8 protein-coding genes are annotated in these 12,200 nt (G+C 51.6%); all 8 read right to left on the reverse strand.

The features are described from left to right. Positions 1-2: 2 nt before the first annotated feature. A complete protein-coding gene (gene bioD, locus AC2IAX_RS05895) occupies positions 3-710 on the reverse strand; it encodes a dethiobiotin synthase (RefSeq protein WP_494389748.1) in 708 nt (235 codons plus the stop codon). Between the two features lie 148 nt (positions 711-858). Further along, positions 859-1,584, reverse strand: a complete 726-nt coding sequence (locus AC2IAX_RS05900) for a M48 family metallopeptidase (protein ID WP_494390296.1) — start codon at positions 1,582-1,584, stop codon at positions 859-861. A gap of 5 nt (positions 1,585-1,589) precedes the next feature. Beyond that, a complete protein-coding gene (locus AC2IAX_RS05905) occupies positions 1,590-4,757 on the reverse strand; it encodes a type I restriction endonuclease subunit R (protein WP_494389749.1) in 3,168 nt (1,055 codons plus the stop codon). A 36-nt stretch (positions 4,758-4,793) separates the two neighbouring features. Next, positions 4,794-5,195, reverse strand: a complete 402-nt coding sequence (gene vapC / locus AC2IAX_RS05910; RefSeq protein WP_494389750.1) for a type II toxin-antitoxin system VapC family toxin — start codon at positions 5,193-5,195, stop codon at positions 4,794-4,796. Between the two features lie 28 nt (positions 5,196-5,223). Further along, positions 5,224-5,424 carry a type II toxin-antitoxin system VapB family antitoxin gene (locus AC2IAX_RS05915; RefSeq protein WP_494389751.1) on the reverse strand — a complete coding sequence of 67 codons (201 nt, stop codon included), beginning with the start codon at positions 5,422-5,424 and terminating at the stop codon, positions 5,224-5,226. Positions 5,425-5,503: 79 nt separating this feature from the next. Beyond that, positions 5,504-6,775 (reverse strand): restriction endonuclease subunit S, encoded by a 1,272-nt coding sequence (locus tag AC2IAX_RS05920; protein WP_494389752.1) that lies wholly within the window; start codon positions 6,773-6,775, stop codon positions 5,504-5,506. A 94-nt stretch (positions 6,776-6,869) separates the two neighbouring features. Then, complete coding sequence (locus AC2IAX_RS05925; protein WP_494389753.1) at positions 6,870-9,290, reverse strand: type I restriction-modification system subunit M; 2,421 nt, start codon at positions 9,288-9,290, stop codon at positions 6,870-6,872. Positions 9,291-9,478: 188 nt separating this feature from the next. Continuing rightward, positions 9,479-11,416: a protein kinase domain-containing protein gene (locus tag AC2IAX_RS05930; RefSeq protein ID WP_494389754.1), complete on the reverse strand. Its 1,938-nt coding sequence runs from the start codon at positions 11,414-11,416 to the stop codon at positions 9,479-9,481. Positions 11,417-12,200: the final 784 nt, after the last annotated feature.

Genomic DNA, 12,200 nt, shown 5'->3' on the forward strand with positions numbered 1-12,200 from the left:
CTTCAGTAGGGACTGATGCCTAATGGCTCCAGGTTCAGGTGCGCCGCCGCAGCAGCCAGGGCCGCGCGATCGCGCCAATTGTCCACGTGGGGTAAATAGCCCAGCACGGGCACATGGGTCAGGCTTTCAATCAGACCGATGGGGGCCAAAGCTTCTCGATCGGCCACGCTCACGGCTGTCACTTCATTCAGCACAATGCCCCGCAGCGGAATTTGGTATTGGCGAGCCAGGGCCACATTCGCCACCGTTTGGGCGATCGCCCCCAACTTAACCGGCACTACCAACACCAACGGCAACCGCCAAGCGGCCACCACATCCGCAAAGGTCAACTCCCAAGTGACCGGCGACCCCAAGCCCCCGGCCCCTTCGATCAAAATGAAGGAGCGATCGCGCTGGAGGGTTTGCAAAGCTTGCCAGGCCAAGGCCAGGTCGATCGTTTTGCCTTCACGTTCCGCCGCAATTGGGGGAGCCAAGGGAGCCTGAAGCCGAATGGGATTAAAGGATTCGGGGCTTTGGTTCAAGTCCGCAAACAGTTCCCCATAAATTTCCCGATCGCCCTCCCCAGACTGCACCGGCTTTAACAGGCCCAAGGCCCCTTGTTTCTGACAATGCTGTTGCCAATAGGCCGCCAATGCCAGCACAAAGACCGTTTTGCCCACTTCCGTATCGCTCCCCGCGATCGCCAGTTGTTGCGGTTGTCCTTCGCCCATCCCCATTCTCCTGTTGTTCAGCACGCTAAAACCGATCTTTTTTGGCGATCAAACGCTCTGAATATACGGGCTTTATTGACTTTTATTAAGACCACTTGGCCCAGTTTCCCAGCCTTCCACTCTAAAGGCTTTGAAAAATAGGGCAGAATTAATATTCGTGATGCGGCCAGCCTTCCGCTGCTAAGGGTAGTTCATTCAGTTCAGCACGTGCTTCGCGCCAATTGGGATAATGCTGGTCGAGCAGCCTGACAAAGCAATCGCTGTGCGTCGGTTCTCGGAGATGTGCCATTTCATGAACAATGACGTATTCGAGGAGATCTTTGGGTTTCTTCACCAGTTCTGTATTTAACCGAATGTGTCTGGCGGAAGGGTTGCAACTGCCCCATTTGGTCTTCATACGCTGAAGATAATAGTTCGAGACTTTCACTCCTAGTTTTGTTTCCCATTTTTGAATAAATGGGGGAATCACCGCATGTAGGAGTGATCGATGCCAGGCGTGAAACACTCTCGCCCGCGCTTCAGTATTGCTGCCCGGACGGACGGTGAGGGTAATCCGTTTGTGGTCAAGAATGACACTAGGTTTGGTTTCTTGATAAACCACCGTTAGCAAATAGCGGCGACCCCAAAGGTAATGACTTTCGCGACCAATAAACTGTCGGGGTGTTTCTCTGGCCTGGCTGGCGAGGGTCTGTTGCTGTTTCCGAATCCAGCCGAGTTTGCTGATGGCATAGGCGCGGGCCACATCGAGCCGGGTGGAAGCTGGAGCCACGAGGGTGACGTGCCCATCGGGTGGGTGAACAGAAAGGTGAACATTCCGAACCTCTTTCAGGGTCACAGTAATCGGAATCTCTCCAATTCGGATAGTTTCAGTCATTAATGTCATGAGTAGCCATCCTGACTTTTAATGATTTCAAAGATCGCTTCCGTGGCCGGGCGATCGCGTTTCATGATTGGAAAAATGGCATTTAGCACTTGCTTTTGTCGCGTTTCGTCGCCTTTCCAGCCGGCTGGGGCATTTTCTCTGACGGCGCGATCGAGTGTTAAGGCGAGTTCTGCCCTTGCGTCATCATCGGTGGGGCATTGGAAGGTTTTGCAGGGCAAAGACGGCAAGTTATTGAACAGGACGATCGCCTCTGAGTTGCCGTTGAGTGTGGCTGGAACCTGAGCGCTGCTTTGTTTGCGTCCAAGCTGCTGGATCAAGGCTTCCGCAGCTTTCAGAAATTGCTCATAGGAGGCGGTATCGTCCCGCTTTTGTTGAAGCAGATCATCAAGCAGCTTCGACATTTGATCGTAGAATTTGGGATCAGTCAACCGATTACGGATAATGGTCTTACGGACATTATTGATGATGCCTTCTGCGATCGCGTTGTCAGAAAGATTTCCCTTTTGATTTAGCTTTTTGGCAATTGCATCGTGAATGCCAGTTTCGATGATCGCTTCGGTGAGGGAAAGATCGCTCAAGTCGCCGATATTTTCAGCGGGATCAGCCAGGATATAGGTATTAATCAGATAGCGCATTTCGCCCTCATAGGGCTTCAGGTCGAGTTCCTCACCGGAGAACTGTTTAATGGCTTCACGCAGATCGGTATAGAACTTAGCGTCCTGCTGGAGTTTGGCAATTTCAGCCGTTGAGTAACCGGCGGATTCCAAGTTCCGCGCGATCGCGGCGTAGGCTCGCAGGAACATCGCCACAGCCTTGTAGAACTCAATTCGTAGCGGCTCCGTGGCGGTGAGGGCCTCGGGATCGTCAACTGTGCCGCAGAAATAATGCAGATATTGCTCAACTTCACGGGGCTGGGCCACGGGTGCGCAAAGATAATGCAGCGCTTCTCGGGTTTGCTCAAGCTGATTTTTGCCTGCTTCTAGATAATCTTTGACGATCACGTTGGCGTTGCTGCCGTTGTCGAGATCGAGCTGATCGGAGCTGTAGACCGCGATCGAGTCTTGGAGTTTCTCGAAGAGTTCTTTGTAATCGACGATGTAACCAAAATCCTTGTCTTCCCCATCTAGCCGATTGGTGCGGCAGATGGCTTGGAAAAGAGTGTGATCTCGCATCTCGTTATCCAAATAAATGTAGGTGCAAGAAGGCGCATCAAAACCCGTGAGCAGCTTGCTTACTACGATCAGTAATTTGCAGTTAGCCGGTTCTTTTTTGAAGCGCTCCTTAATCGCATCCTCGTATTTTTGGGTGCTTTGACCGTCCTTTAGGACATATTGGCTGTAGGTGTCGTACTTGTAGCGTTCATCGCTGTTGGCTGGTTCCTTTGAAATGACGGTGGCGTTGGGTTCATAGGAGGTGACAATGCCACAAAACTTGCCAAAAGGTGTGTTCTGAAAAAGGCGAAAATAGTGGCAAGCATCGTAAATCGAAGCGGCGACCAGGATGGCCGTGCCCCGATCGCGATCGAGCCGAGGAACCGTGCCAAAGTCGTGGATGATATCAGCAATAATCCGTTGTTTTCGCTCCCCGGAACTCATCAGTTCTTCGAGGTTAGCCCAACGTTTGCGCAAAGCTGCTCGCTGGTAGTTATTTAGCCCTTGGGTCTTTTTGTCAAACCATTGATCGATCGCCTTTTGGGAAGTCAACCGTTGGGGAACGGTGCGGGCTTCATATCGCAAATCCAGAACCACTTGATCCTGAACGGCTTCGTAGAATTTATAAGTGTGAATATAAGTTCCAAAGACATCGCGGGTGGTTTGTTTATCTTTCCGGAGCAATGGTGTGCCCGTAAAACCAATGAAGAGGGCATTATCGAGCCATCGCTTCATTTGTTTGTTGAGGTCGCCGCCTTGGGTGCGGTGGCATTCATCCACAAACACATAAAAGCGCCCGTAAACGGGAGGGGGATCGCTCTTGAGATTGAGATCAAACTTGTGAATTAGGGCGCAAAGAACGCGAGGATTAGGAGTTGCTAGTTTTTGGGCAAATTCGGAGCGCGACGTGATCCGAGGTGAAGGGGAAGACTCGCCAACCACGCCAGCATTTCTCAGGACATTTTCGATTTGTTTGTCGAGTTCATCGCGATCGGTGATGATCAAAATTCGGCCGTTCGGATCATATTCGAGCAACCACTGAGCAATCAACACCATCAGAATGCTTTTGCCGCTGCCTTGGGTATGCCAAATCACCCCACCTTCCCGGCGGCGAATGCGTTCTTGGGCAGCTTTCACGGCGGCGAACTGATGGGGGCGGGGAACCTTTTTACGGCCACCATCAAAAAGAATAAAGTTGCGAATCAGGTCAAGCAGGCGGGTTTTCTCGCACATTTCCCCGAGGGGTTGATCGAGCAAAAAGCCTGGCGTTGTTGCGGGGGTTTCGCTTTGGGGTTTCCACCGCACAAAGAGTTTTTCGTCGTCGCCAATGGTGCTGTAGTAGAGTCCCTGCGAGTCATTGCCTGCAAAGACGAGTTGAACGGTGCTAAAAAATCCAGGATTAAAAATTTTTTCTTGATTACTAATCAGTTGGCGGATGCCTTCATTAATATTTTTGGAGCTGCGTTTGAGTTCAATCACACCAATAGCTAGCCCATTTAAATAAATCACCAAGTCGGGACGGCGTTCGTGTCCGCCTTGTTTGAGGGTGACTTCTTGGGCGATCGCGAAGTCATTTTTTTCAGGGTTGTTCCAATCAATTAAATGGACGGTTTCATAACGTTGACCAACGGCAACCTGCACCGATATGCCATAGCGCAGTAGTTGGTAGGTGCGGCGGTTGGCCTCATAGAGCGTAACGCCCGTGACATCGGCGGCGGTTTCGAGTTTTTGGAGGGCGGCGGCGATCTGTTGGTCGGAATAACCGCGTGCTTGGAGGTTGGCCCGCAGCAGGTCGGTTTCAATGGGGCGGTTGTTGGGGCGTTTGCTCCAATCGCCGAGGTAGCGGTAGCCGAGGGCGGTGAGGGATGGCGCGGTGTTGTAGCGGGGTGCTGGTTCGCGGGCGCTGGTCGTTTTTGGGGCGGTTTTTGGGGATGGGTTTGTGTCTGAGTCGGGGCAAAACAGGCGAATGACGCGGTTTTGGGTGGTGCGTTCGGAGCGAGGCTGGGCTGGCATGGAGCAGGTCTCTAGTTACTCTCTAGGCAATGCTGTTCAAGCGTAAAGACGGACAGGAATATGAGGCTGGAAGTTGTGAAAATCTCGATCGGTTGTGAAAATTAGGCTTTGACAACGATGGGCAACAGCGCAAATTAAAAAGTCAGTATTCGATCCTTGAATACCTTTCTGCCGACAGATATTAAAGAATTCTGCGGCTTTTTCATAATCTTCAGAATGAACATCAAAGTCGGGAAAGGATCTGAGCGTATTGCGGAGGCGATTAAACTGGTCTATATTTTTGATCCCTGACAAAATTTCTTGGCGAATTACGCCTAACATTAAAATCTGATCGCTCTGGATCAGGTCTTGAAGCTGTCTAATAATCTCCTGATTCTGGTCAGGCGAATGCCGTCTGAGAGCTAATGACCAGACTGCTGTATCTACAATAACGTTCATCTCATTAGTCTGAATCACTAATCAATTGCTATAGTATTTTACGCTGTTCTTTATAGTCATAGCTTGGTTCATAATCGATCGCGCCAAACAATTCAACAATCTTCAATCGTTGTTGTTGCTTAACATAAAATGCTAATGCTGACTCGATCGCTTTCTCAATGGTCAACTCAGGATTGAGGCTCATTGCATCTTGAATGAGGGCATCGTCTAGGTTGATGGTAATTTGCATGGCAGGTGTGATGTTGTTTGATTAATCAGCCCTATTCTAGTCAATCATGCAGTTCTTTCTTGATTGCGATGTGAATTTTTCAATGTTTAAGGCGTATTCTTCCGGTTAATAGTTGTTGCATCATGCCTTGTTTGAGGGCGCGGGTTTTGTCGCGGCGTTGTTCGAGGGTGGCGATTTCGGTGTCCATATCCGAAAGAATTTGGGCGATCGCCGTTTGTTCGGGAATGGTAGACGGCACATTGATTTGTAACTCACGCAACACTTCCATTCCTATAGAGGAGCGTGTTGAACCACTCATGATTTTTAAAAACTGCTCTGCGACAAATTTCGATTTGAGTGCATACAAAAGATAATTTCGATTTACTTTATTGCTACGAATAAGACCTAAGGTAGGCGAAATGACATAAGAGTTTGGAAATTCTTTTAAGCTAACCACTTTTCCAATTGATGCGACTCTGCCAAGTCCAATGAGTTCATCCTTTAAGTTGTATCTCATTAAGTGTTCTTCTAGTACTAATTGGTTTACTAAGCGAATTTTATTTCCAATAATCTCTCCATTTTCATTCAGGTCACCAATTCCAACAAAAGGAATCCCGTTAGTAAATTCAGCAGGTGCTCTGTGACTAGGGTGTGGGTCAATTACATCTGCAATATCTCCTAATTGCTTGACTTCCCATTCATTCTCAAATCCTGGTAGGCGGGTTTTACCTGTGAGGAGTTGTTGCATGGTGGCTTGCTTGATGTCGCGCTTTTTGGCGATGAGGCGATCGAGCGATTGCAGCAGTTCATCAACATCAGAAAGGGCAGTGGCGATCGCAATTTGCTCTGGTAAAGATGGTAGGGCAATAGGTAGTTGTCCAAGTGCTGTTTTATTTATAGTTGCTAAATTTGTTGTTTGCTTACCTGCAACAAGAAAGTAATGACGGGATACAGAGCCACTAGACCAAATATTCAAATATTCAGGAGATAGCAGTTGGCGACATCGAACAACGAATACATGATTTTGGTGAACGCAAGGATTAAGCTGTCCACGCCATATACTGCCTCGCCCCAATTTATCAAGATCGCCTCCCTCGTTCATTAATACATCGCCAGGAAGTACAGAATAACGAGTAAGGTCATTTTTTGATACTGCAATGTTATTTATTTCAGTTAAATCCAAATGATCGTCTTGGACATTTGCAACTCGTAGGTAATGAACAAGAATAGGGTTATTGACAGCAATGTTTGAATTTTTAGCTATGCCAGTTCTAATTTCTGCAAGCGTACATAGATGTTCTACCTTCCAATCTTCAGGAATCACACCAGCCTCAGTCAGCTTATAGCCCTTAGGAATCTGATCAATATTCATCAATTTCCCCCATCGTTCCTCAAATTTCCTGATAAAGCTGGCGATCAAATCTTCAGCAAAACCCTTAATTAGTCAATCCTTGCTAAGTCTTTGATCAGTTCCATTCCGCCCCCATTTGCTTGAGATGTTCCGCCACCCTAGCCGACAACATCTCCACCTCCTCCACCAACCTCGGCAACGGCACAGCATAGCGCTCCGCCAACACCCGCACCCGTCCCGTCAGCCCCTGCGACACCCGCTCCAGCTCCCCCTGCACTGCTGCCGCCAACGCCGCCAACCACTTATCCTCAACCACCAGCGTTTTGATTTCCGCCGCCGTCAACTGAGGATATTTTTCATAGACCCGTTGATCCAACGCCGCCTCCGCAGTCTTAATCGCCTTCTTATAATCCGCCTCCTCCGCATTCAGCCTCAGCCATTCCTTCAGCACCGCCACCTCCTCCAGAGCCTCCCTGTCGCCCTTGAGTTCCTTCAGCCTGGCATTCACCTCCGCCTTGTTCACCTTCTCCAACGCCCCCAAATAACCCTCCTCGCCCCCCTGTTCCTCCTCCAGTTCCGCCAGGCTCGCCGCAATCGCTTCCAACTCCGATTGTTTCGCCTCGATCGCCGCCTGTTCCGCCGCAAAATAACGCGCCACAATTAATGGCTTCGGCACCAGATCACAGGCCCAACCCTTGTCTTTGACCTTGCCCTTTTTGTCCTCTTCCAAAATGCGGTAAGTTTGCGCCACCCAACCATCCGCCGCCAGCAGATAGCAATCGTCTTGCATCGTCTCCGCCCAATAATCCATCAGATGTTGGTAAAGATCATAGGCATCCAACAGCGGCGCAACCTTGAACCGCGCCAGCAAATCCTCCGCAATCGTTTCGATTAGCGCCTTGGGATGTCCATTTTGGCCAAAATTGGTTAGTCGTGGCCGATTGTCCCGCTGCCACTGCTCAAAAATTCGCGTCACCGTCGCATTAAACGCCGTAAATTCCGGGTGACTCAAAATCGCCGACTTCACCTCCGCGATCGGCAGCCGCAACTGCTGATAACCAGGGCGACCAGCAGACTCAAATAGGGTCGATCGCACCCCAGGGATCACTTGCCAATAATCTGCCAAAGCATCCAGATCCCGCTGAGGAATTCCACCCCGCAAATGTCCGTCAATATCCTGGAGATCTTCCGGTTCAGTGCTGTCAATGTAGCGCGGCAAATTTAGATTGTAGTCATTCTTCGGATCGGCAATTTCTTCAAATGGCACCATCCGCCCATAACGTGGGATATCAATCTGTTTATTAAACGTGTCCACAATTCGATGGATGTCTTGTTCTCTCAACCGATTTTTATTACCGTCTTTCTTGAAACCCTTTGAGGCATCAATCATAAAAATGCCTTTCCGAGCCGTGGCATTTTCCTTATCCAGCACCAAAATGCAAGCCGGAATTCCCGTTCCATAGAACAAGTTAGCCGGTAAACCAATGATGCCCTTGAGATAGCCCGATTTCACCAATTGCTTACGAATGACTGCCTCTGCATTTCCCCGAAACAACACCCCATGGGGCAAAATACAAGCCGCTTTGCCAGTACTTTTGAGCGATCGAATAATGTGTAAAAGATAGGCATAGTCGCCCTGCTTGGCGGGCGGTTCTCCCCACACAAAACGCTGAAAGGGATCGCTATCCGGCTTCAGCCCGGTGCTCCAGGTTTTGTCCGAAAAAGGTGGATTCGCCACCACATAATCATAGGTACGAAGCTGCTCACCATCCTTGAATTTTGGCGCAGCCAAGGTATTCCCCGACAAAATTTGGGCAGTCGGAAAATCATGCAAGATCATGTTCATCCGCGCCAAACCAGCGGTGGTCACGTCCTTTTCTTGCCCTTCCAGGGTGATCGCTTTGCCCGCCTCCGCCGCCACCTTCAGCAACAGTGAACCAGAACCACAGGTGGGGTCATAAGCCGTTGTGGAGGCGATCGTGTTTTGGGGCGAAATTCCGATCACTTTTGCAATCACCCGGCTGACTTCCGACGGCGTGTAAAATTGCCCTTTGCTCTTGCCGCTTTCGGTGGCAAAGTGCCGCATCAAATACTCATAGGCATCCCCCAAAATATCGTCATGCTCGGCCCGATTTTTGGAAAAGTCTAGTTCTGGCTTCTGAAAGATTCCGATCAGGTTGCTGAGGCGCTCGACCATTGCCGCCCCCTCTCCTAGCTTGTTGGTATCGTTAAAGTCAGGAAAGTCGGTGCGGGCTAACCGATCATTAGCATCAATCAGGGGTTGAATAATCTGAGTATTGATCTTTTCGCCGATGTCGCTTTTTCCCTTCAGGGCGATCATGTCCTTGAAGCTGGCTCCAGGGGGAATGACCACAGGCGGCGCATAATCATCAGAATCCCCGTACTTGTCAGAAATGTATTTGATGAACAGCATGAACAGCACATAGTCTTTATACTGGCTGGCATCCATGCCGCCCCGCAGTTCATCGCAGGAAGCCCACAGGGAAGAATATAAATCTGATTTTTTGATCGCCATTTCTAAACCAATTGCCGCCTTAACTCACGAAATTTTCGCCTGATTATACTTACAGCATTTTTAGGCAAGACATAGGCAACCGAGGATTAACGGTCATGTCCTGCCAGCTTGAAGCATTACCTTTGAACTAATAAGTCAAGTTTGTTAATCAATCACTAATTGACTCGATACTGCCCAAAGAACAGTTTCTACCGAACCCGCACGGCGATCTCAAAGGGCATTTCCAAATCCGAAGACACTTCAATACCGTAGTTGCCGCCCACGGGCGCTTCAAAACTGACGGATCCTTCCAGTCCTTCCATGTCTGGAATCGGGCCGTTGGGGCCAAACACCGTGGCTCGCAAACCGGAAGGGATGCTGATTGAAATCTGCTGACCCGCCTGGGCTTCAAAGCCGAAGGTTTGGGGAACCTGGGGTTGAGTCACGCCTCGGAAGTTGCGCGACGTGGGTTGGCGAGTTGGCTCCGGGCTGGGGCTGGGAGTTGGCTCCGGTGCGGGAGTCGGGGTGGGCGTTGGCGTGGGGCTTGGCTCTGGGCTGGGGGAAGCGGGAGCCGCATCCAGCCGTAAACGTAGACGATAGTCGCCCCTAGGAGCGCCGGGGGCCACGCGTACTTGCAGGGCATATTCACCGGCCACCGCAATGATGCCACTCCACTGGCGCAAATCCCGGCTCGATCGATCCGCCGGATCACCATCGGGAGCCAGGAGACTCGCAATCACGTTATTGCCTGCCACGGAAATGCTGAGGGGTTGCTCAGCACCGGCCTGAAAACGATAGATCAGGGTTTCGTTTTCGCCCAGGGTGCGGGAATCTTCAAAGTCTCCGGCGGGCTGAAGGTTCAACCGCTGGGTGGAGACCACAGGCGAGGCGATCGGGCTAGGGGATGGCGTGGGGGATGGCGTAGGGGATGGGCTAGGCAGCGCCGGACTTTCGGAAGCCGTCTCGGTGGGTGTGGGGTTGCTGTTGTTGGGCGATCGGCTCAGGAATTGATTCACCAGCGACCAGGAACCCACTCCCGTCCCCACCACCAATAACACGCCCAACACCGTCACGGCCCAAGGGTTATCCATCAAGGATCCTCGGGGTTCCACGCTCCAATCGGGGCCGGGAGCCGGGGCCGGTGCGGGCGATCGCGGGGCGACTGGCGGCGGCGCAGCCCGACCCACCACCACTGTGGCCATGGTTGAAGGGACAGGCCCCGTGGGATTAGCGACTGGAGCCGGAGCGGCCGGGGTTGGGGATGAAGTGGAGGGCAGAGGGGTCACGGGGCGAGCCGTCGCCTCCAACGTCACCTCCTGCAAGGCCTGAAGCACCAAAGAAGCGGAAGGATAGCGCTCCGTGGGTTGATAGGCCAGCATCCGCCGCAACACATCCCCCAAAGCCGGCGTGAGGGGCACATACTGATCCCAATGCCAGGTCAGGGTGCGATCGTCTAGCAAATCCTGGGGTTCCCGCCCCGTCAGCAACACCAACACCGTGGCCGCCAGGGCATAAAGATCGCTGCTGGGGTAAGCGCGGCCGGTTTGAATTTGCTCACTGGGGGCATAGCCACTTTTGCCGACGGTGGTGGCCTGCACGGCCGTGGCTCCCGGTTGTTGAAAGCGGGTGGCCATTTCTTTGATGGCCCCAAAGTCAATCAACACGGGCAGTCGATCGTGCTCCCGCAGAATAATGTTTTCCGGCGAGATATCCCGGTGAATGATCCCCAAATTGTGCAGGTAACTCAACACGGGCAGCAACTGTTGCAGGAGGTAAAACACTTCCCCTTCTGCAAAAAGCTGGCCATGGTGCAGGCGGCTATCCAGGAGCGATCGATAGGTATTGCCCTGTACGTAGTCCTGCACCAAAAATAAGCGACCTTCCGCCTCAAAGGTGGCTTGAAACTTGGGAATTTGAGGATGATTGATTTGGTAGAGAACCGCTGCCTCGCGCCGGAACAGTTCATTGGATTTTTCGAGGGCGTAGGCATCGCCCACGGGCGGCGTGAATTCCTTGAGGGCACAGCGTTCGCCAAATCGACCCAGATCCTCCGCCAGGTAGGTGCGCCCAAAGCCACCCTGTCCCAACACTTCCACAAGGCGATAGCGATTTTGGAGAACAGTTCCGGGGGGCAGGGACGGTTGCATGGGACTCGGGGCGATCGAAGAACAGTTGAGACAGCAATTCAGTCAGGCAATAGTCAGGCGATGATCGAGCAAAAACTCAGGCGAAACTCAGGTGAAATTCAGAAAAAACCAATTTATTCCGTGACTTACAGCGCTCTATTTGACCGATCAATCGTTTGATCGAACCATTAAAGGACTCGGGTGATTTTGATTGTTCAGACGCAACCGGCGCTAAAACCAATTTATAGGGCTGAATGAACCGATCAGACTTGGGGCGATTAGCGGCATCGTTGTCACCCAACCCCCATTTCCCCTGATTATCCCAGGTCTGCGATCAATCGCCCGGCACAACCGCCCAAGAAACTGGGCGGCGGTTGTTGGTTGAAGATCCATTGGGTTGGATCTCCATTGGCTAGCGATTCCGCTGAGTCCCTAGCCGCTTTCTTGGGGGTAGCAAGTTGAGCCGCATCTGCCGCCAGATGCAGCCTGGGCTTATCCCGTGGCGATCGACTCGGGAACTGGCCGGAACTCGCTGTGGCCCGCACCACCAGTTAGGGTCTTGTCCCTGTCTGGGGTTGGGTTGGGTGTTGAATTGCCCGTTTGGGCAACCCTCGGGACTCATCCTAGCCGATCGGGCTAGGGGATGGTCGATCGCCCCATTGAACTCGTTAAACTGCCCCCGTTTTCTGTCACAATTGCCGCCCGATCGTGCAAAGGTCTCTGATTGTTCCTGACCAGATTCCTGCAGCAGCAATTGCTCACGGATGTTATCTGATTCCTGTCGTCACAGAGCCTGATCAGCCGT

The organism is Limnothrix sp. HT2024 (assembly GCF_059138625.1).

What these genes read in the sequence shown, in the direction of transcription:
- bioD (WP_494389748.1), bottom strand. Translation starts at nt 710, where the DNA reads ATGGGCGAAGGACAACCGCAACAACTGGCGATCGCGGGGAGCGATACG.
- AC2IAX_RS05900 (WP_494390296.1), bottom strand. Translation starts at nt 1,584, where the DNA reads ATGACTGAAACTATCCGAATTGGAGAGATTCCGATTACTGTGACCCTG.
- AC2IAX_RS05905 (WP_494389749.1), bottom strand. Translation starts at nt 4,757, where the DNA reads ATGCCAGCCCAGCCTCGCTCCGAACGCACCACCCAAAACCGCGTCATT.
- vapC (WP_494389750.1), bottom strand. Translation starts at nt 5,195, where the DNA reads ATGAACGTTATTGTAGATACAGCAGTCTGGTCATTAGCTCTCAGACGG.
- AC2IAX_RS05915 (WP_494389751.1), bottom strand. Translation starts at nt 5,424, where the DNA reads ATGCAAATTACCATCAACCTAGACGATGCCCTCATTCAAGATGCAATG.
- AC2IAX_RS05920 (WP_494389752.1), bottom strand. Translation starts at nt 6,775, where the DNA reads ATGAATATTGATCAGATTCCTAAGGGCTATAAGCTGACTGAGGCTGGT.
- AC2IAX_RS05925 (WP_494389753.1), bottom strand. Translation starts at nt 9,290, where the DNA reads ATGGCGATCAAAAAATCAGATTTATATTCTTCCCTGTGGGCTTCCTGC.
- AC2IAX_RS05930 (WP_494389754.1), bottom strand. Translation starts at nt 11,416, where the DNA reads ATGCAACCGTCCCTGCCCCCCGGAACTGTTCTCCAAAATCGCTATCGC.